Source organism: Rubripirellula tenax (assembly GCF_007860125.1).
Lineage (GTDB): Bacteria > Planctomycetota > Planctomycetia > Pirellulales > Pirellulaceae > Rubripirellula > Rubripirellula tenax.
Genome location: NZ_SJPW01000009.1, coordinates 1 through 19,055, shown reverse-complemented (window position 1 = coordinate 19,055; position 19,055 = coordinate 1). Strand labels below are relative to the sequence as shown.

The following is a 19,055-nucleotide window of genomic DNA, read 5'->3' as shown; positions in this document are numbered from 1 at the left end:
TTGGTGAACGACACTCCGTAGGTCGTGTTACCGGATTTGAAGAACCAGAATGTCCAAAACGTGCGTGTGAAAGGGTCGTGAGGGTTCATCATTCGTTTCCCAAGAGAGTTTGACGGAGCGAAGCGGTGACAGATCAAGCGAGACGTTTGCTTTCCAGGAAATAGACCAGCGCGCGATGAATCTTTCAGACATTTTGAAAAACGCCCTTTCCATGGTGGGCCTCCGATGGGGAATCAGAAAATCGAGCCCTAGAAAGCTGATCGAGCCAGACTTTGACGACAAGTTGCAGTTTGTCTTCTTGCCCCACTCGCATCCAAGCGGACGTCAGTTGCAGCGGACGCAAGACCTCGCCAGCGCGGATCTCTATCAAGTCCATTCGGCGGACCCGAATGTGGTCATTTTTCGAGGCGCCACCTACACCGATCACGACGATCGTTGCACCCGTTCGCGTGTGGGACAGTTAAAACAATGGCTGCAAACAGCAAAAACAGCCGACCAAGCTTCTGACGACGAATGGACCGTCCAATTGCGACGACAGGACTTTCAAAAATACTCTCAGCAATTCTTGCTCCCAGGCGATGCATCGGCCTCCCGACCCAGTGAATCACTGACAGCCGACCAACGCGAAAGTCTGCTTCGACATAAAAATGAGCGTCACACTTACCGGCTCGCATCTTTCCAAATTCCCGCACATGCACTGGGCGTGACCCATCACTTTCCTTGGCCCGATTGCCCCTACAACGCATCGCTCATCGCGCAGCGGCATCTGTCCAACCTTGGCGTCTTTTTTCGTCCTTGTCGCCAGGATGCGATCGAGCACCGATTTCCGCCGGGATCGGTCATCACTCCACGATACGGCTTCGAGGCGCTCGGCGAGAACTCGGCCTGGGACACACCCGCCAGCCTCGTCATTCTTGCCGATCGCAATCCCCGGTTGATGACCGACCAGAGGATCCAATTCCAGCCACGAAATGCCTTTTTCGTTTTGGAAGTGTTGATGGTTGCGGGACGCCGGCATCTGATCCTGCTTCAAGTCGACCTGGCGACTGCCGACTTCTACCGTTCGATGCGGATGGCCAAGCTTGACGAATTGATCGCTGAGACTCGCCTCTGGCTGAAAGAGAAAGTCGGATTGCGTCGACAGCGGAGTGCCGAGTCATTCCATCAAGCGAGACTCGATTCCCTTCACGCCGACATCTACGACCCCGCTCGCGATCCGCCGCTCACACCACTCAACAAGCCGCCGGTCACGAAAGAATTTGTCTTTGGCGGAACCTATGCGGAGCTTTACGAAAAGCCATCTGTCTAACGACAAATAGAATTCCCCCGTCAGACGATCCGCCCGCACCGGATCCATGCCCTTGCGAACAAGCAGTTGCGGATACCGATTACTTAACCGAAACTCTTGAACAGATCGCCGGTGCTCTGGAGTTATATTCGCAAACGGACTACGGGTCAGCACGGAAAGGCGAAGAGTGGACGGTCCATCCAATCGGCTCACCTGCCTGGAACGAAAACCTCAACTCGTGGTTAGATGCTTACAATGAATTTTCTGAACGATTGAAGGAGGCTGTTCAGCGCATGAACAAAGTGTGCGGCAACGACGGAGGGAAGTAATCGCCGAGAAAGCACCTTGCGCTCTGGTGTCGAAAGCAGTGAACGAAGGATGGTTCACTGCTTTTTTTGGGTGCCCAGCGAAGCAATACTCGTTCACTACGCATGACGTACGAGACGGTAGGTTTCGGCAATTTCATCGGCTTGATCTTCGCATTCAAACGGAATCGGAATTTCTAACGTTCTGGTGACGACCGATCGGAACCCATTTCCGTCGTTGTAGGTCGACGTGAACTTCAACGTCATGAGAAAGAAATCGTCAATCGCTGTTACCGTGAACTCGCGTGACCGTTTCCAAAGACTCAGGTGTAGCACCTCGTCACCGACCCGAATGCTGTCACTGAGAAACAGCACTGGCAAGTCGTGATGATTGAGAGTCCGCAAGCCTGGCAAGGTCCAGATCCAGAACGCGGCTGCGATGATGCCGGTCGCCACGAACGTCACGGCAGCCAACACGCCGGCCATCTTGATCGAGTGACCTACGGACACACCTTGCAAAAGGTTGTAGAATCCCACGAGTGCAGCAAGCAAACAACCAGCGATCATCGGCAACACCGCCCAGAACAACAGTTTCCGCCGACATCGGTTTCGGCGAGATTGACGAAACCAGTCGGCTTGTTTGCCAGTCAAATCCCATCGGAATACGACACTGCCGGTTCTAGCTGCATCGAGGACTTGCTGCTCTTTGAATGCCTGGCGGCGGGAAGCCCAAGCGAGCAGCAACAACACCGCCGCAGGCCCCGTCGTCACCACCAGAATCATCGGCCACTGAATGCCAAGCCATGCGACACCGGTGATGAGCCACATGATGGCAAGGACGAACAGTACCCAAGACTGATGCCAACCGCGAGATATGAAAATGGGCGACATATTTCCGCTATGATGCAGCATCGTTCTGCTTCCGCATTTAGATAATGGAATCAAGCACGAAGCATATTGTTCCGTCCGCCGAGATTTCCATGACTTTAGAAGATCCAATCTTAACACGAGGCAGCCTGCTACTGCGGATTCGTTCGCATGAAGACCAGGCTGCGTGGAGCGAGTTCGTCGAGATTTATTTGCCGCTGATTTATGCGTATGCTCGCAAGCAGGGTTTGCAAGACGCCGACGCCTCGGACGTCGCCCAAGATGTTCTAACAAGCATCAACGGTGCCATTTCCCGATTCGACTATGATCCAAAGCAGGGAAAGTTTCGCGGATACTTGTTCACCGTTACCCGCAACCAGATTGGGAAATCCTGGAAGAAGAAGGTCGGAAGCGCTGGCAGCGGGAACACCGCCGTTCATCAGATGTTGGAACAGGTTGCTGATCCCGCGGGCGACCCTGCCGACGATGAGGAACACTGGAACCAACAGCACCAACAACGGCTGATGCAATGGGCATCGGAAAAAGTGCAAGCCGAAGTCACTCCGGCGACCTGGCAGGCCTTTGAACTCACTTCGATTGCAAATCAAAAAGCACAAACGGTCGCCGAAACGCTTGGTCTGTCGGTCGGCGCGGTCTACATTGCCAAAAGCCGCGTGATCAAACGCATCCGTGAACTGATTCAAAGCATCGAACCGGATGAGTAGCATGCGTCCGAAGAATTGCTTGAAAGGTTTCGCGCCGTCGCGACTAGTCTTACAAGATTCACGACACGAAACAACCTTGTAACCGACGTTGCTGATCCCATGTCCCATTGCCTGACTCAATCGCAACTCGCTGGATCGGTGACGGGCGACTTGACGGATTCGCAGCAGTCGCTCGTTGAACATCACCTGTCGGTTTGCACCCATTGCCAGGATCGCTTGATGCAATGGGTGGGAGGATCGGAATTTGAGCACGACGCGACGATCCTAAGGAATCGCGATCCGTTGATTGAGTCTTCTCAGCGGCTCAGCCAGGTGAAGTCTGATTTGCTGCAATCGCGATTTCTTGTCATCGGCACTTCGCACTCCGTACAGGACCCATCCGATTCATCTGGCACGCCGGGGCTGTCGAAGAAGTTGAAACCGAGTGAGAGGTCGGGGACGCTCGGACGTTTCGGATCGTTCGAGGTATTGAGACTTCTAGGAAGTGGCGGCATGGGCGCGGTGTACGAAGCGACATCATCAGAATATCCGCAGCCCATCGCCATCAAGGTTTTGTTACCCCATGCCTCGCGTGACAAACAATCGCGGGCGCGTTTCCTGCGCGAAGCGAAGCACCTATCGGTGATTGATCACGAAAATGTGGTTCGCATCTTGGCGGCCCACGAGATCGAAAAAACGCCTTGCATTGTGATGGAGCGGGTGTTGGGACGGTCGCTTCAACTAACGATCGACCAAGACGGTTCGCCGTTGAACGGCGAGTCACTCCAACGAATCGCGTTGCAAACCGCCAAAGCATTGTTGGCGGCCCACGAACGCGGAATCCTGCATCGCGACGTCAAACCCGCCAACATCATGCTCGAGGACGGTACGGGCCGTATTCGTCTGACCGATTTCGGATTGGCCAAGGCCATGCACGATGTGGGACTGACAGCATCCAATGCGGTGCCGGGTACGCCTGAGTACATGTCGCCAGAGCAACTGATCGGCAACCAAGTTGACTTCCGATCCGATCTGTTTTCACTTGGCACCTCACTTTACTTCGCTGCGACATCGCGAAATCCATTCTCGGATAACAACTTGCTTCAAGTATTTCGCAACGTGGCGTCGTTGGAACCAGCTTCGCTACACGAAGTCGCCCCCAAGCTGAATCCCAGTCTATCGGCACTCGTGATGAAACTGATGCAAAAGGAAATCGACAAACGACCGGCGAGCGCCGCTGAACTACTAAATGATCTGATGTCGATTTAGTTTTTTATGGGCACGAGTTTTCCACGGTATGCCGGGGTACGAACCTGAACTACGGCGACTTCCTCGTCAGATCCACCAATTTCCCTTTCACCCATGATGCGCCGCCCTTGGAATCCACCGGCTGAGCAACAACGCCGCCGAAACGTGCTTCCACGACGATCGCCTGACGCCCCGAAATCAGGCACTTCACCGGGTCGCTATTTTCGTGCGTTGTTTCTGATTTTCCATCCAAGGCACCGTCCAAGGACCAATAGAACCCGCCCATCGGCCCCATGTTTCCGAACTGCAAACGACGTCCGTCGGCGTCTTCTGCAAGCGAAAGGCAATCCGTGCAGAAGAAATCCGGATAGCGCTGCGAGTATTTCAGTGCGCAATCGCAACCGGGACAGCGATGATCGGAGGCATCTATAGCCGGTTCATCTTCTTGACCATCTGCCACATTCTTTACACTGGAGTGTTGGTCGATCGAGTACAAACGTTCCAGGCTGTCGTGCTGGTCCGCGGTGTGTTGGGGAAGCGGAATGGAGACAAGCTTACGGGAACGAAGCGTGCCATGCTGGATCGACCACGACGCGCGTCGCAGTTCAAATCGCAAAATCGTTTCCGAGGAGCCTGGCAACCACGTCACCACCGGACGTTGGTTCCAAAACTTAAAGTCGATAAAATAGTCTTCGATTTCGATTCTCTTCTCACTCATTCGCAAAGTGAGTTCGCTCGAACCGAGAAGCCGGCGTACACGCCAACCCCGTAGCCAGCAAAACGCAAGGGCAACCAACGAAAGAAAGCCAACGACGAGCAGAATCCGAAATCCAAACGACGAGGCGGCTGACCATTCCACACCGATCCATCGCTGATAGAAAGCTGCGAGGAAAGCGAATCCACAACCGGACAAAGAAAGCACCAGCCACCATCTCATCGCTGTCCATCGACTCTGTCGCACCAGTGACTCACGGACTGCTCTGCTTTCCTCGCGATTGCATTGCAGAAAAACGCTATGCGTTGGTTTAGCGTTGTTTGTCGCCATGATTCGGCCTCGTGTCGTGCTCTTGCTCGATGAATCGCCAACCTTCGGTGCCCAATGGATGTCTGCAGCTTGGATCAGCAATCACATCAATTGGTCTATCCGTCAACTCGGCGATAGCATATCGCATTCTCGCTCGTTGAGCACAACCCACCGGGACAGCTGCACCTCTGGCGAGAATAACGCTGCTATTCGACAAGTGCGACTCAAATTCCTTAGCGGAGACAGTGTCAGTCTGCGACATAGTTTGCAATGTGCTTCAATCGTGTGCTGACGGACTTTCCGCCGACTTGGCTGCGTTCAGTTCGATGAAGCTTTTCCATTGGTCCGGGACATTGTCTTCGTAGAAGATTGCTTCGGTTGGACATTCAGGAACGCAGGCTCCGCAGTCGATGCATTCATCGGGGTCGATGTAAACCATTGCGTCGTCTTCGTGAAAACATTCGACCGGGCAAACCGGCAAGCACGCTTTGTCTTTGCACCCAATGCAGGGCTGAGTAACCACCATCGCCATTTTCGTGTCTCCTAAAGTAGAACGGTGGTCTCCACCGTGTGAAATTGAATCACGGTGGAGGACCACCGTGCCACTAAGGAAGTGAGAAAGCGAGTTTGGAACCGGACAGTAGCCCCGAGGAAAATCCAAATATCCCCGAATCGTTCACCGATCGGCCGGATGGCTGGTTGTTGCGCGAGTGGAAAGCAGGTGACGAGCGAGCCGCCGAAGTCCTGTTTGATCGCTACGCCATCCGCTTGGTGGCCTTGGTCGCCAGCCGCCTGAATCGCAGCTACCAGGGCTCGATTGATCCAAACGACGTCGTTCAATCGGCGATGGGCAGCTTCTTCGACGCCGCCAGACACAGTCGCATCGAAGTCAGTCGCAGTGTTTCGCTGTGGCGTCTGCTCGCGACCTTTGCTCGTCGAAAAATGGCTCGTTCGATTGAACGTCAATCAGCGGTTAAGCGTGGCGGCGATCAGGCTCGACATTCACTCGACAGCGTCCAGCCTCAGTTCACCAGCGAGCACGACCAAGACCAGAACGACGAGGCAAATGAGTTCATAGCGACGTTGAAGGCCGAATTAACGGACGATTTATTTGTGATCATCAAGGGAATACTGGCCGGCCAAACGCATCGAGAGCTTGCCGAGTCGCTCGGGATCGACGAGCGAACCGTCCGTCGCCGGCTGTCGCGTGTTCGCGAACAACTGGCCCCGAACGTCGCCAGCACGAACGAAACCGCACACACGGCAAACAGTCCGCCGACGATGCCGCGAGTGAATTACAACGAGTTCGTGCTCGGCAAATTGATTGGCAGCGGTGGTTTCGGCAAGGTCTATCGTGCGAGCATGCAAGCCGATGGCGGAACGGTCGCCGCTGTAAAGTTCCTTCGCAAGGCGTTCTGGCAGAACCACGCTGCTCGCCGGTCATTCCTAAACGAAATTAACCTCGCCTCGCAAATCAACCATCCAGGCGTCATCCGCTACCTCAGTTACGGCGAATCACCGCACGGTGGCCCGTATGTCATCAGCGAGTGGATTGACGGGCATTCATTGCAGGACGCTGCCGACGTGACGCCGAATCAGATCGTTCATTGGCTCCAGCAAATCTGCGATGCCATCGGGGCCGTACATCAAGCCGGCCTGGTCCACGGTGACCTCACGCCGAGCAACGTCCTGGTCAATGCAAACGATCGAATCACGATCGCCGACTTTGGTTTTTCACAAGCATCCATCGAAACAACAGCGTCCGCGATCGACAAGCCTCGATTACTGGGTGGAACACCGGGCTTCGCGGCTCCCGAGCAAATCGACCCGGCGTTCGGTTCGATCGGACCCAAGACCGACATCTACGCCATCGGCGGTCTCCTTCACTGGCTCCTTTACCAGGAGCCACCCAACCTCGGTGTAACTCCCGAAGAATCACTCTCGTCAACGCTCTCGGGGCTCGATCCAGAAGTCATGCCAAGCGAAGCAATTCACAGCGAGCTTCGCAATATTCTAGCAGCCACGCTCCGCAAATCGCCCTCAGACCGAACCGCAACCATCGAAGACATCCTGGCGATGGTTGGTCGATCAAGATGAACTCGGGACGAGGATCCTTCCCTGGTAATGGATCGAAAACGACGAAGCGAAATCGCCGACTGGAGAAGCGACGATCCGGGCAGCGATCTCTCGCACACGCTGGTCCGAAAAAGCTTGGTGATGCCGGAACTCAATCACACCAGGCTTGACCATCGCCGCCAGCGCATTGCCCGCCGAATCGTCTTCGTAGTTCAGTCCTGAAATTCGGATGTCACGATGTTCGGTCGTATACGGAAAGAAATGGGCCGCCGTTTCATTGGCGATCAACTTCATCAGGTAGCCTTCCTGATCAATGGACTCTTCGACACATTCCAACCCGGTGACATTCATTCGGCACGACCATTCTGAAAGAGCCGGTCGCACAACTGTTCCGCAAATTTGGCCGTGAACTGACCACGTCCGATCAGTCGTTCGATCGCGTCGCGAAGATTTGATATGAGCTGTCGGCTCAGCGTCTGAGCGACTGCCGCATGCTCTTCCAAAGATTGGCAGAGTTTCACAATCCGCTTCGCAAACGCGAACGTCCGTTCGGGCAAGTCAGTCTTCATATCAAACAGAATACCGAATCTGCATCACTACCGTACGCTTCTCGATTTCATCTCCATTTCACACTTCACACTTCACCCCTCACTATTCAAACTTCATCGTGGTTAACAAGTCTCTATTCCAAAGCATCACCAGCGTCCTTCCACGAGGAACCGTCGTTAGCGAAGCAGGCGGCCCAGCGTACACGCTGTCTGCGAAGCACGCGCTCGCCCAAATGGCGGCGACCGGTACGTTCGATAACGTCTATTACGCAACCGCGAAAAACCAACTCGATGCGATGCGAAAGCTGATCGACGAGATCGACGACAACGAATTCCTGGCAAAGCTGGCCGTCTACTCACGTGAGCGTGCTTATATGAAGGACATGCCGGCGGCGCTATTGGTTGTACTGTCGACGCGAGACACCAAGCTCATGCACCAAGTCTTCGACCGAGTCGCCGACAACGGCCGCGTTCTGCGCACCGTTTTCCGAATGACTCGTTCGGGACAGTTCGGTCGCAAAGGCCTGCTTAACGCGATCCACCCCTGAATTCGGAAACGCCGCCGCAGATCCGGTTGTCGCCGAATCGATCCACACAACGGTGTGAACGTCACCATAGCCGCAGCTGTTTTCAAGACAGTGTCCTCATCCGGCCGGGTGACTTCCGTATTGCGTCAGAGACGCAGTGACGTGAGCGGGAATCGAACCCGCGGACTCCTGGATGAAAACCAGACGATTCTGCCATCAGAATCTACCACGCCGTTTTGTTGCTTCGATCGAAGCGAGTACCGCATAGGAGTTTCGATCTCCTTCCTGCTGCCTGAGAAGCAGCCGACCTAGCCAGTAGTCGAATGCGGCGTTTGCAAAGCGATGGCAACGGGAGTCGAACCCGCAGCGACTTGATAGACAATCAAGCTTCCTTCCCAGAGGAAATTGCCACCGAATATGTTCGCGAGGGTGACCAACCGGAATTGAACCGGCGACAAACTCATTCACAGTGAGTCTCTGGAAACCAACACCAGATCTGGCCACAGTCGGGTATCAGTGAGTCGCACACTGTCCATGCGTGGTCCCAAACCACACCGCTTACTCCAAGCTATACCCGAAAACATCAACAGCACCGGAGACTGGAATCGAACCAATGAACTCCTGATTCAGAGTCAGGTGCAGCGACCAACAACTGCTACTCCGGCGTAACTAAAACTTGCAAAGCACTCCGTTCGGGAATTGAACCCGACCTGCGAGCTTCAAAGGCTCACGTCGCGACTACGCGCCGGAGAGAGTATTTCAAACAATTAAAAAGAGTGTCCTGCGGGAGTCGAACCCACCTAGCCGGATTGGAAGTCCGGAACCTTTGCCGCTCGGCCAAGGACACGAAATATGCGGAAGTTTGAAGGGCGAGGTGTGAAACGAAGCGAGCTATCTCACACTTCTCGCTTCACCCTTCAGACTTCGCGAAGCTCCGGCGGATGGACTCGAACCATCACTCGTCTCCTTAACAGGGAGCCGCCTTACCATTGGGCCACACCGGATTCTGCAAAGCGCCCAGTGGGAGTCGAACCCACACTTCCGCCATGGCAAGGCAGCAGGCTACCGCTACATCATGGGCGCAAAAATGCATCACTACCAAATTGTCAAAGATCAATGACGCCGGAGCGTCTCAAGAGCACCGAGCCGGAATCGAACCCGCATCACCTCGTTACGACGGAGGAGTCTTGCCGTTAGACCATCAGTGCTTGTTTCAAAATGTCTCAAGTGGGATCGGTGAGAATCGAACTCACATCGCTCGGATTAAGAGTCCGATGCATTACCTTGTCTGCCACAATCCCATGTGTTGTTGTTCTCAGCGTCGTCGTTGTTTTGTTTCAGTCGGCGTGGCGGGAATTGAACCCGCGACCGTCGCCTTATAAGGACGCCGCTCTCACCCCTGAGCTACACGCCGATGCGTAGCGATGGGGCCGAAGGGAGTTGAACCCTCACCGAACGGATTAAAAGTCCGTCATGCTGCCAGTTACACCACAGCCCCGCTTATTCGATCGCGGCTATGCGTTTCAATCGCAGTGCAGACAGCATGTTGGTTTTTCTTTCGTGTCGTTGTCGTAAGTGGTAGCCCCGAGGATCGAACTCAGCGCGACCCGCGTATCAGGCGGATTTGGGCGACCAGCCCTCGACTACCATGTTGTCGTTTCAAAAAAGTCGGACACCTCGGAGTCGAACCGAGAGCCTCCTGGTCCCAAACCAGGCGTGCTTCCATCTGCACCTGTATCCGATGTTGTGTTGCTTCAATCGCCGCGGATGATTCCGTCGGCGCATATCTTCCTTGTCAGTGGGCCGGGAGGCGCTCGAATCCTCGTCTGCGGTTCTTCAGACCGCCGCTAGACCGTCTCAGCTACCAGCCCAAATTGGGTTCGTTGTTGGGGTTGCCCGTTCGATGCGGACACGAAAAAAGGCTCGATGTCTGTGTGACACCGAGCCTTCATAAAGAAGTCGTTCGCTACTGAAAGCGAGTGTCACATCAGACGCGGATACGCCGGGGCATTATCTGTATTCAACGGTTGCCCGCCGAAGAGACTGCCTTCGTGTATCTGTTCGAGTCGACTGGATTGCATATTCGTTAACATCAGAAAGCTCGTTACTCGCTCGTCTGTGAATGTGACTTGTGTGTTCGGAGAGATAGACTCTCTCGCCGCCAGATGGTTCGCCAAAAATGTCAGCTTCCGCAAAAAACATTCTTGGCCGATGCTGCCTCACACGAACATGAAACACCGCTCAGGCTCGAAAGTACTCATTGGACGCGAAAATATATCAGTCGCGGGGTACAAGGAAACGCAAGTGATGAGCGGCATGTGCAGAATGAATTTGCTCAATCCGCTCACGTGGCAGTCGCCCAAACGCTGGATGCGGAGCATAGTCACCAACGTGAGCGTAGAACCGATCCACGCTCGCAGCAAAAGCCTCAACCTCACCAGCGTCATCCAGATCGGCCGGCGGAACGAACATCGACGCTGTACGAATTCCACGAGGTGAATCGACACTGAGGACTTTCGGCAAGAGGGTCCGTCGCATCACAGGACGCAAGAACGCGAAGAACGACATCCACTTCGGATAGCCATCAACACTCGGATCTTGCACGAGCGTTAGGTGACGGCAGATTTGCCCCAGCGACCAATTGCCATTTTGGTTGTAGCCGCTCTGCAGTAGCGATCGTGCTTCTTGAACCGCCGCGTTCAGATCGTCGAAGTGTAGTTCCCGCAGTTGTTTCATGTGGTTAGTATAACGGGATAGGACATTGGAATATACGGGGATCAACCGAGCCCGTCGGACTGCTCCTTTGTTATGTGTTGGAGCAAGATGAGAGCTTTGAGTAATGAAAGAGTCAAAATGAAGCGATATCAGATTTTGAAACATGAGTGGGTATTCGACATTTCTTTTGTGCTGCCATATTTGCGCCAGCAGTGCCTTGAGCACGGATACGCGCCTACCCACAAATGGCGAAGTGCTGCCATAGACAGCAAGATGAGGTTGGCGGCATTGCATCATCTTGAAATCGGTGTCGTTGATGATCTGCCGGAGCAAGCACAAACAGGCGTTGATCTTGTTGTCGATTACTTTTGCGGCGACTGGTGGACGAAAGCTGGATTGGCTCGCCTGACAGAAGAACAGAAAACGAAGTACAAGCTTCTCGATCCGCAGAGTCTCAAAAATTGCTATCTCGACAATAAGCCTGCGGTCGACAGATCCAAACCTTCTCACAGCCTACGTTGGTACACGGAGCTTCGGTGCGGCCTCTTACTGGGCGGCCTGACCGGACGTTGGGACGATGTGGCAAAGATCTGCGCTGGGTTCGATGCCACGATTCCACCGGAGTACTGTGCTGGTGAGATCGAAGATCAGATGTTCCAACTGATGATTTGCATCGCCGGCAGCTTGAGTCCCGAACCGATGGACGGTGCCGATCAACTGTTTGAAGAGGCCAAGAAATCCCGCCTCAAACGGCCACGACTATTGTGTGCGGCATGGGAGGCTGTGATCGCTGGAGATCAGGCCGCTTTTGACAAGGCGTTCGTTGACTCCGTCAAGCACTTCGTGGCAAAACCTGTCAACAGCAATATTTCGTATGATATCGTGGCCCTGGCTCAGTCCATCATCTGGTTGATTGCTGAACACCGAGGTTTGACGCTTCCAAAGATGTCCGAGAAATGTTTGGCTGCGGTGGTGACTCGGCAGTCGGTTGGTTTGGCCTGATGATGAACGATCTTTCTATACTCAGTGCTCGCTGGCCAATCGGAACGGAAATGATGACAGGATTGTTATGAAGAAGTATGAAATTTTGAAGCACAAGTGGGTCTACGAGTTTTCCCATGTCCTAAAGCGACGTCGTGAGAAAAGCCACGAGAACGCATACGCGCCAACCGTGAATCACCGTAGTTCGGCTATCCAAGACAAGATCGTCCTTGTGACATTGCATCATTTGCAAATCGGTGTCGTTGATGATCTGCCAAAGCAAGCACAAACAGGCGTTGATCTCGTTGTCGATTACTTCTGCGGGGACTGGTGGACAAAAGCTGCGTTGGCTCGCCTGACGGAAGAGCAGAAAACGAAGTACAAGCTTCTCGATCCACAGAGCCTCGAAAATTGCCATCTGAATAATAAGACTGCGGTCGACAGATCCAAACCTTCTCACAGCCTACGTTGGTACACGGAGCTTCGGTGCGGACTCTTACTGGGCGGCCTAACCGGACGTTGGGACGATGTGGCAAAGATCTGCGCGGGGTTCGATGCCACGATTCCACCAGAGTACTGTGCTGGAGAGATCGAAGATCAGATGTTCCAAATAATGATTTGCATCGCCGGAAGTCTGAGTCCCGAACCGATGGACGGTGCCGATCAACTGTTTGAAGAGGCCAAGAAATCCCGCCTCAAACGGCCACGACTTTTGTGTGCGGCATGGGAGGCTGTGATCGCCAAAGATCAGGCCGCCTTTGACAAGGCGTTTGTTGACTCCGTCAAGCACTTCGTGGCAAAACCTGTCAACAGCAATATTTCGTATGATATCGTGGCCCTGGCTCAGTCCATCATATGGTTGATTGCTGAACACCGAGGTTTGACGCTTCCAGAGATGTCCGAGAAATGTTTGGCTGCGGTGCTGACTCGGCAGTCGGTTGGTTTGGCGTAAGTCATCAAACCACATAAAACACTCCAATAACAAAGCCAAATGAGATACTCCATTTACTTCTTTGCCATGAATGCCTCGCAAGTCGCAGAGCAGTTCTCGAATCCCAGCACGTTACTGGACCAAATGGCAGACCGACTTCGTGAAGCAAACGAATTCACCGAGGATGAAGTGAAAGACTCGCTTAAGTTCGCAAGTCAGATCTGTGCTTGCCGTCTGCCGGACGACTGCGGCACGGATTACTTCAACGCACTGTGCTGGTTGTGCGAAGTCGCCAGCGAAAAGGTGGAGATACCTGGATTCACGCTGTTGCGGAGCCACGGCCATATCGACGACATTGGCATCTGGCATTGGTTTCAATCGCAGTCCCCACCGTTTGCGGTCCCCACCTGTAGCGACCGACCACCGGAGGTGGGCTATCTCGCAAATTCCGATATCGAATCCATCGTTCTGCCTGCGTTAGAAGAAGCCGATGAATGCACCGATGAAGAAGCCGAATCCGCTCGGACAAATTTTCACGAAGTCGTTGAATCTGTACACGAGGACGGACTGGACTTGTTGGCTGTGATGCTTTGTAGTTGATCGAATGCGTCGAATCCGCAGTTCACAATAGTCGATCCGTCATAGGACGCTTGAATTGACTGAATTCTGCGACGCTCTGTGATACTTTCGCTCCCGATAAGAAACTCCCTATGAACTCAATCGAAAAGTTTCTCGCCGCAAAAACTTATGCAGTCGCCGGCGCATCCAATCGTCAGCACAAGTACGGCAACAAAGTCTTCCGCGCCCTGCTCGCCGCCAGCCGAGAGACCTACCCGCTCAATCCCGCCCAAGACGCAATCGAAGGCCACCAAGCCTACCCGACGATCGCCGACCTACCGCTCGTCCCCGAAGCTCTCTCGATCATTACGCCACCCGAGGTCACTCGCAAAGTCGTCTCCGACGCAATCGCGGCCGGAGTGAAGCACATCTGGATGCAACCCGGAGCCGAAGACGATCAGGCCAGCGAATCCGCACGCGAAGCCGGCATCACCGTCATCGACGACGGAAGTTGCATTCTCGTACTTCTTGCGCTCAGCTAGTGATGGTTTCCGCACAGCAATGCGTCATGAGGTGTCAGAAACCCCAACCTCTTCTTAGAATACGGGAATGGAATTCAAGATCGACGCGAACGCCTTACGGCGCTGCGTTGTCGTCTTGAATAGCTCCAATTTCGAATCGGAAATCTATGAAAACGCTACAGCAAGCTGGAATTCACGTACCACTCTTGGTTTCCCATGACCTCGAGCTGGCGAAAGAGTGGCATCCAACGCTGAATGAGGCCCACAGCCTAGATCAAATTCCTTCCAACAGTAGCTATCGAGTCTGGTGGCGTTGCAGTAAAGACTCTCGTCACGAATGGCAATCTCAGGTTCGAGCAAGAGTCTATGAGGGACACGGTTGCCCCTATTGCTCTGGCCGTCGAGTTATCGCCGAAGATTCGATTGAGATGCTCTATCCCGATGTTGCAAGCGAGTTTCATCCAGACAAAAACGGAGATTTGAAGCCAACCGAACTTGCCCCTCAATCGAACAAAAAGGTCTGGTGGCAATGTAGCGTCGACAGTCATCATGAGTGGCAGGCAACAGTTGCAGGTCGAGCCATTGGGTCGAGTGGTTGTCCTGGATGCAGGCGACTGCAAATGTCTGTTGCATCAAAATCTCCGGACGTCGCCGCCGAGTGGCATCCGACGAAGAACGGCGATTTAGTACCGGAGGCGGTTCCCAACCGAAGTGAGAAGTGCGTTTGGTGGCAGTGCCAAAAGGATGCAGCTCATGAATGGACCGCAATGGTCAAGACGCGTACAGATGGACGAAAGAACTGCCCGCATTGCCAGGGACACCAAAGAAAAAAACGAAAACGCAGTGCGACAAAGCCCGCTACTTCGAGGTTGCGTCGTGGAACAACTGCCGTCAGCGAATCCCATCCCGACCTGCTCAAGTTTTGGCATGCGACGAAGAACGCCAATTTTGATCCCGAGCAAGTTTCTCAGGGTTCAGAATTGGTCGTCTGGTGGCAATGTCCCGATGAACCGACGCACGAGTGGCAATCGTCTGTCAAGAACCAGGTTCATCGAAAGCATGCTTGCCCAGAATGTGCTCCTCAGACATCGGGAAGACCCAGCAGAGTTGCTCTGGAGGATTCAATCGCAACGAAGCGCCCCGAACTATCGGCGGAGTGGCATCCAACAAAAAACGGGACGATTGTCCCAGAGCATTTGGGGTCCGGCAGTGGAAAGAAGGTTTGGTGGCAATGCAGAAACGACGAAGAACACGTTTGGTCGGCTTACGTCTGGCAGCGGACGAAAGGATCGGGCTGCCCCTATTGCAGTGGACTGTTGGCGGATTCCAAGACATGCCTTGCAAATGTTGAGCCTGAAATTGCGAAGTCGTGGCACGCGACAAAGAACGCGCCGGAAACTCCTTTCGACGTACGACGACAGAGTGCGAAGAAGTTTTGGTGGCAATGTGACGTCAACCCAGATCATGTTTGGTCAGAGTCGGTACAGAACCGCGTTAATCGTCGCACTTGCCCCCAGTGCAACCGAATCGCGAGAGACACACTGATCCAGGAAGCCTTGAGCGATTCCGTTGCTGGCAATGTTTCCTATCTTGAAACGTTTGAAGAGTCGGTCGCAAGTTTGTCAAAGCTGGTCTTCATCGAAATTTCTGATGAAGATTCTCAGCAAGCACTGTACCGACTGATTCACGCGGGTTTGATCGCTTCAATGGAAACGTACCTATCAGATTCCTTCATCAACACCGTCGTTCCCTCAAAAGAACTGCGAAACTCGGTTATGCTGACGACGCCAGCTTTCAAGGAGAAGAAGTACAGTATTGCGGAAATCGTCGACTGGGACATCAATGCCGCAAACAACGTCAAGAAGTATCTCTTGGACGTTATCTATCACAATCTATTCGTCGTGCAAAAGATGTTTGAGACCGTATTGCGAGTGCAGTTCCCGAGCGAGGACGATCTTCGCGTTTTGCAAAAATCAATTGACAAGCGACACCATATTGTGCATCGAAACGGACGAAACAAGAAAGGCGTAACGCTGTCTCTCGAAGTCGCTGATCTCAATTCGACGGTGAAATGCGTCAGACAGTTTGTTCTGGGAATCGACAAGCAAATGCGACAGCCCCCTTGGCTGAACTGACCGCTGTAACATCAACAAGCAAGGATTCTGGCTTGCAATATCGCGTCACTCAGATGAAAATGCAGGAATGGAAAATCTAAGTCAAATCGAAGCAGCGGCGGCCTCTTTGCCTCCCGACCAACAGCGAGAACTGTTGGTTTGGCTGGCACAGCGTGTCGGTGAACACCGACCATCGGGAAAGTCACAGAGCGTGCTTGACATTCCTGCGGCGAATGTTGGTCAAGTCCTCTCGTATGATGAGGCTAACAGCGACCTGCTTGATGAAATGCTGGAGCAGCAAAATTGAACCATGGACTGGATACTGGGTTCCTCGTTGCGGCCGCTATCACCCAACATCCGCTTCATCAAAATGCAAAAGCGACACTCGCACGGTTGCTCAATAACGGCGATCGGTTCTCGCTGACTCCGCAAGTTCTGGCAGAACTCATCCACATCGTGACTGATCCAAAACGCTTTTCGCAACCATTGTCGGTCGACGATGCTCGCGACCTTGCCGAGCAGTGGTGGAACGCCAACGAAGTGGATCACGTATTTCCTGATAGCGACGCGACAATGCAATTCATTGATTGGCATCGGCAGCATCAACTCGGTCGCAAGCGGTTGCTCGACACCTTGCTCGCGACGACGTACTTCTCTGCTGGAGTTCATTCAATCCTGACGACGAACCCGAAGGATTTTGTGTTGTTCGCTGGCCTCAATTGCATCACGCCCTAGTGAGCCGGCCATCAACGTCATCGACGACGGAAGCTGCGTGCTCGTGCTGTTGGCTCTGAGCTAGAAGAGCGAACGAATTACTTTCGCCGGATTGCCCGCGACGACGACATTGGCCGGCACATCCTTCGTGACTACGCTGCCGGCACCAATGACGCTGCGATCTCCGATGGTCACGCCAGGGCAGATGATCGCTTTGCCGCCGATCCACACATCGTCTCCGATCGTGACGGGCTTACCGAACTCTTGAGTTCGGCGCAGTTCAGCGTCCAGCGGATGCGTGGCGGTGTAGATGTGAACGCCGGGTGCAACAAACACATGGCTGCCGATCCGAACTTCGCAAACGTCCAAGATCACGCAGTCGAAGTTGAAGTAAACCTTCTCGCCGAGATAGATGTTGGTTCCGTAATCGCATCGAAAAGGCGGTTCAAGCCAAACCGTGTCTCCGCCGCTGCCGAACAGTTCGCGGCAAACGTTTCTCATGCGTTCGGTGTCTCCCGGTTCGGCATGGTTCAGCGTATGGAGTAGCTTCCGCGTGTGCAGGCGATCGGCCGTCAGTTCTGGATCAGCCGGGTCGTAAGGTTCGCCGGCGAGCATCTTTTGCTTCTCACTCATTTCACTGAACCATGATCGAGTCGATCAAGATCTCGAACGGTCCCGGTTTCTTGTCGCCGAGCAAAATACCGATGGATTGCACTTGGCTGGGCCTCAGCTTCATGCCGGGTATGCGGCGGCCGAAGGAGTGAGCGACGAACTGGTCGATCGGCAGTTTGACTTCCGTCCACTGGCCGGCGGTCGTGGCGAATTCCATCTGGTAGGAGAATGCCGTCCGGCGATCGGGCGTGTAGAGATTGAACGTGTAGCGACGTCCGTCGCCTTTGACTCGCAACACGATCGTCTCGCCGGGATCGAGACCGAGTGAACCGCTGGGCCCCGAGCGTACTGACGCGAACCCGCCGTTGTTTTCAAGCGACAGGTTGCCGGCGAACCGCATCGCGTCTTCACCCGTGTCCAATTTGACAATCGACGCTTGGCTGCTTGATCGCCCGCCCATGACGCCGTCGTTGACGATCTGCCACTTGGCCGCGTCACTGGACTGTGTGTCAGCAGATTGGGCAAAGTCGAACAGGCTGGTCATCGTTTGTGCTTCCGCGGCCGGTACCGTGAGGACAGCGAACAAGAGTACGGCGGCAAATCGAAAGAGCGGTTTCATGCTTGGTGATCACGGCAAGAGGATTGGGGCGGGCAGTGAACTATACCGACGAAGCAAACCAAACCTTCCGTTCATCTCACAGCTTGATGGCGGCTTTGCAAAATCGCTTCACGATCTTTGCATCGACATCATCGAGGCTTTTGTACGTCAGGTGCCGCCGGAACTTGCCGCCACCTTCGAGCAAACCATCGGGATCGTCGAGCGACGAACCTTGAGCGAACGACAACTGAACGTGCGCTTTGTAGGGAAACACGCCGCAAAACTGCCCTTCCTTCTCCTCTGGTTTCAGCGTGTAAAGCGTCCCACCGTATTTGGCGACCTTCGACGCCTTCGGAACCGCCGCCATCACGAGCGAATCGAGCAACTCAATCAGGTTGGTTTTCTTTGCGTCAGTCATGATGATCCATTTCTCTGTCGAATCGCGAAGGAACGATCGGTAGACTACCATCTGTGGCGATTGACCGAGTGCAGTTTGTGGAGATTACGTTCAGTGGCGACAATCACGTTGCGAATGCCTGACGACCTGAAAGCGAAAGCACAGCAACTTGCCAGCGAGCAAGGCGTTTCGCTCAATAGCTAGTGTCTGTCCAGAAATCGCATGGCCGCAGGAATTACGACTAATTTCGAAGAAAAGCTCCCCGAAGATCGAACCCGCAAGCGGGTTCGCGCGTTGGAATTGTTGACTAAAAGCAATTTCAAACGC

The 19,055-nt window shown here is 53.9% G+C and carries 22 protein-coding genes, 13 tRNA genes and 1 pseudogene; 13 read left to right on the top strand and 23 right to left on the bottom strand.

Annotated features, from left to right (window positions below; translation table 11 throughout):
* Window positions 1-175 precede the first annotated feature (175 nt).
* Complete coding sequence (locus Poly51_RS27820) at window positions 176-1,309, top strand: hypothetical protein (RefSeq protein ID WP_146462246.1); 1,134 nt, start codon at window positions 176-178, stop codon at window positions 1,307-1,309.
* A 404-nt stretch (window positions 1,310-1,713) separates the two neighbouring features.
* Here the strand turns inward: Poly51_RS27820 and Poly51_RS27815 are convergent, their stop codons facing one another.
* Entirely contained in the window at window positions 1,714-2,505 is a 792-nt protein-coding gene (locus tag Poly51_RS27815) for a hypothetical protein (RefSeq protein ID WP_146462245.1), read from the bottom strand.
* 68 nt (window positions 2,506-2,573) lie between these two features.
* Here Poly51_RS27815 and Poly51_RS27810 point away from each other — a divergent pair, with 68 nt between their 5' ends.
* Window positions 2,574-3,185, top strand: a complete 612-nt coding sequence (locus Poly51_RS27810) for a sigma-70 family RNA polymerase sigma factor (protein WP_186775861.1) — start codon at window positions 2,574-2,576, stop codon at window positions 3,183-3,185.
* A gap of 99 nt (window positions 3,186-3,284) precedes the next feature.
* Window positions 3,285-4,433, top strand: a complete 1,149-nt coding sequence (locus Poly51_RS27805; protein WP_146462243.1) for a serine/threonine-protein kinase — start codon at window positions 3,285-3,287, stop codon at window positions 4,431-4,433.
* Between the two features lie 49 nt (window positions 4,434-4,482).
* On the opposite strand, the gene Poly51_RS27800 is transcribed toward Poly51_RS27805, so the two are convergent.
* Together Poly51_RS27800 and Poly51_RS27795 are read right to left on the bottom strand one after the other, a co-directional pair.
* Window positions 4,483-5,130 carry a hypothetical protein gene (locus Poly51_RS27800; RefSeq protein ID WP_146462242.1) on the bottom strand — a complete coding sequence of 216 codons (648 nt, stop codon included), beginning with the start codon at window positions 5,128-5,130 and terminating at the stop codon, window positions 4,483-4,485.
* A 583-nt stretch (window positions 5,131-5,713) separates the two neighbouring features.
* Window positions 5,714-5,968 carry an indolepyruvate ferredoxin oxidoreductase subunit alpha gene (locus tag Poly51_RS27795; RefSeq protein ID WP_146462241.1) on the bottom strand — a complete coding sequence of 85 codons (255 nt, stop codon included), beginning with the start codon at window positions 5,966-5,968 and terminating at the stop codon, window positions 5,714-5,716.
* Window positions 5,969-6,063: 95 nt separating this feature from the next.
* Here Poly51_RS27795 and Poly51_RS27790 point away from each other — a divergent pair, with 95 nt between their 5' ends.
* A complete protein-coding gene (locus Poly51_RS27790; protein ID WP_146462240.1) occupies window positions 6,064-7,533 on the top strand; it encodes a sigma-70 family RNA polymerase sigma factor in 1,470 nt (489 codons plus the stop codon).
* Here the strand turns inward: Poly51_RS27790 and Poly51_RS27785 are convergent.
* Together Poly51_RS27785 and Poly51_RS27780 are read right to left on the bottom strand one after the other, a co-directional pair.
* On the bottom strand, window positions 7,525-7,863 hold the full coding sequence (locus Poly51_RS27785) for a hypothetical protein (protein WP_146462239.1): 339 nt from the start codon (window positions 7,861-7,863) through the stop codon (window positions 7,525-7,527). The two genes, Poly51_RS27790 and Poly51_RS27785, sit on opposite strands and share 9 nt — an antisense overlap.
* Window positions 7,860-8,081 (bottom strand): hypothetical protein, encoded by a 222-nt coding sequence (locus Poly51_RS27780; RefSeq protein ID WP_146462238.1) that lies wholly within the window; start codon window positions 8,079-8,081, stop codon window positions 7,860-7,862. The genes Poly51_RS27785 and Poly51_RS27780 overlap by 4 nt, the downstream gene beginning before the upstream one ends.
* A gap of 98 nt (window positions 8,082-8,179) precedes the next feature.
* Between Poly51_RS27780 and Poly51_RS27775 the strand changes: the two genes are divergently transcribed.
* Window positions 8,180-8,608 (top strand): hypothetical protein, encoded by a 429-nt coding sequence (locus Poly51_RS27775; RefSeq protein ID WP_246114828.1) that lies wholly within the window; start codon window positions 8,180-8,182, stop codon window positions 8,606-8,608.
* 137 nt (window positions 8,609-8,745) lie between these two features.
* Here Poly51_RS27775 and Poly51_RS27770 read toward each other — a convergent pair.
* The 14 genes from Poly51_RS27770 to Poly51_RS27715 form a co-directional block, all read right to left on the bottom strand.
* Window positions 8,746-8,820: transfer RNA gene (locus tag Poly51_RS27770), tRNA-Glu, on the bottom strand.
* Between the two features lie 107 nt (window positions 8,821-8,927).
* Window positions 8,928-9,000: transfer RNA gene (locus Poly51_RS30765), tRNA-Asp, on the bottom strand.
* A 15-nt stretch (window positions 9,001-9,015) separates the two neighbouring features.
* Window positions 9,016-9,091 (bottom strand) — tRNA-His (locus Poly51_RS30760).
* 86 nt (window positions 9,092-9,177) lie between these two features.
* A tRNA-Gln gene (locus Poly51_RS27765) sits at window positions 9,178-9,252 on the bottom strand.
* Between the two features lie 110 nt (window positions 9,253-9,362).
* Window positions 9,363-9,434, bottom strand: a tRNA-Gly gene (locus Poly51_RS27760).
* Window positions 9,435-9,519: 85 nt separating this feature from the next.
* A tRNA-Asn gene (locus Poly51_RS27755) sits at window positions 9,520-9,591 on the bottom strand.
* Window positions 9,592-9,599: 8 nt separating this feature from the next.
* A tRNA-Gly gene (locus Poly51_RS27750) sits at window positions 9,600-9,670 on the bottom strand.
* A 54-nt stretch (window positions 9,671-9,724) separates the two neighbouring features.
* Window positions 9,725-9,795: transfer RNA gene (locus tag Poly51_RS27745), tRNA-Thr, on the bottom strand.
* A gap of 20 nt (window positions 9,796-9,815) precedes the next feature.
* Window positions 9,816-9,888 (bottom strand) — tRNA-Lys (locus tag Poly51_RS27740).
* Between the two features lie 40 nt (window positions 9,889-9,928).
* Window positions 9,929-10,001 (bottom strand) — tRNA-Ile (locus Poly51_RS27735).
* Window positions 10,002-10,012: 11 nt separating this feature from the next.
* Window positions 10,013-10,085: transfer RNA gene (locus Poly51_RS27730), tRNA-Lys, on the bottom strand.
* 170 nt (window positions 10,086-10,255) lie between these two features.
* Window positions 10,256-10,328: transfer RNA gene (locus Poly51_RS27725), tRNA-Pro, on the bottom strand.
* Window positions 10,329-10,386: 58 nt separating this feature from the next.
* Window positions 10,387-10,458 (bottom strand) — tRNA-Phe (locus Poly51_RS27720).
* A gap of 406 nt (window positions 10,459-10,864) precedes the next feature.
* Window positions 10,865-11,323 carry a DUF1569 domain-containing protein gene (locus tag Poly51_RS27715; protein ID WP_146462237.1) on the bottom strand — a complete coding sequence of 153 codons (459 nt, stop codon included), beginning with the start codon at window positions 11,321-11,323 and terminating at the stop codon, window positions 10,865-10,867.
* A 117-nt stretch (window positions 11,324-11,440) separates the two neighbouring features.
* On the opposite strand from Poly51_RS27715, the gene Poly51_RS27710 reads away from it, so the two are divergent.
* The 8 genes and pseudogenes from Poly51_RS27710 to Poly51_RS27680 all read left to right on the top strand — a co-directional run bounded on the left by Poly51_RS27710 (window position 11,441) and on the right by Poly51_RS27680 (window position 17,142).
* Window positions 11,441-12,304 carry a hypothetical protein gene (locus Poly51_RS27710; protein WP_146462236.1) on the top strand — a complete coding sequence of 288 codons (864 nt, stop codon included), beginning with the start codon at window positions 11,441-11,443 and terminating at the stop codon, window positions 12,302-12,304.
* 67 nt (window positions 12,305-12,371) lie between these two features.
* A complete protein-coding gene (locus Poly51_RS27705) occupies window positions 12,372-13,235 on the top strand; it encodes a hypothetical protein (protein WP_146462235.1) in 864 nt (287 codons plus the stop codon).
* 39 nt (window positions 13,236-13,274) lie between these two features.
* The gene (locus tag Poly51_RS27700; RefSeq protein ID WP_146462234.1) at window positions 13,275-13,814 is read left to right on the top strand and encodes a DUF7691 family protein; all 540 of its coding nucleotides are present in this window, start codon (window positions 13,275-13,277) and stop codon (window positions 13,812-13,814) included.
* 110 nt (window positions 13,815-13,924) lie between these two features.
* Complete coding sequence (locus Poly51_RS27695; RefSeq protein WP_146462233.1) at window positions 13,925-14,314, top strand: CoA-binding protein; 390 nt, start codon at window positions 13,925-13,927, stop codon at window positions 14,312-14,314.
* A 146-nt stretch (window positions 14,315-14,460) separates the two neighbouring features.
* Window positions 14,461-15,807 (top strand): annotated as a pseudogene (locus tag Poly51_RS31930) (zinc-ribbon domain-containing protein); the annotation flags it as partial.
* Window positions 15,808-15,849: 42 nt separating this feature from the next.
* Window positions 15,850-16,428, top strand: a complete 579-nt coding sequence (locus Poly51_RS31495; RefSeq protein ID WP_246114827.1) for a hypothetical protein — start codon at window positions 15,850-15,852, stop codon at window positions 16,426-16,428.
* A gap of 67 nt (window positions 16,429-16,495) precedes the next feature.
* Complete coding sequence (locus Poly51_RS27685) at window positions 16,496-16,714, top strand: hypothetical protein (RefSeq protein ID WP_146462231.1); 219 nt, start codon at window positions 16,496-16,498, stop codon at window positions 16,712-16,714.
* Entirely contained in the window at window positions 16,711-17,142 is a 432-nt protein-coding gene (locus Poly51_RS27680) for a type II toxin-antitoxin system VapC family toxin (RefSeq protein ID WP_146462230.1), read from the top strand. The genes Poly51_RS27685 and Poly51_RS27680 overlap by 4 nt, the downstream gene beginning before the upstream one ends.
* 60 nt (window positions 17,143-17,202) lie before the next feature.
* Here Poly51_RS27680 and Poly51_RS27675 read toward each other — a convergent pair whose 3' ends face one another.
* The 4 genes from Poly51_RS27675 to Poly51_RS31105 all read right to left on the bottom strand — a co-directional run.
* Window positions 17,203-17,754 (bottom strand): sugar O-acetyltransferase, encoded by a 552-nt coding sequence (locus tag Poly51_RS27675; protein ID WP_146462229.1) that lies wholly within the window; start codon window positions 17,752-17,754, stop codon window positions 17,203-17,205.
* Between the two features lies 1 nt (window position 17,755).
* Window positions 17,756-18,352, bottom strand: a complete 597-nt coding sequence (locus Poly51_RS27670) for a CIA30 family protein (protein ID WP_146462228.1) — start codon at window positions 18,350-18,352, stop codon at window positions 17,756-17,758.
* 76 nt (window positions 18,353-18,428) lie between these two features.
* Entirely contained in the window at window positions 18,429-18,749 is a 321-nt protein-coding gene (locus tag Poly51_RS27665; protein WP_186775860.1) for a DUF1801 domain-containing protein, read from the bottom strand.
* A 90-nt stretch (window positions 18,750-18,839) separates the two neighbouring features.
* Window positions 18,840-19,055 (bottom strand): hypothetical protein (locus Poly51_RS31105; RefSeq protein WP_222435937.1); only part of this gene is annotated, 216 nt, incomplete at its 5' end.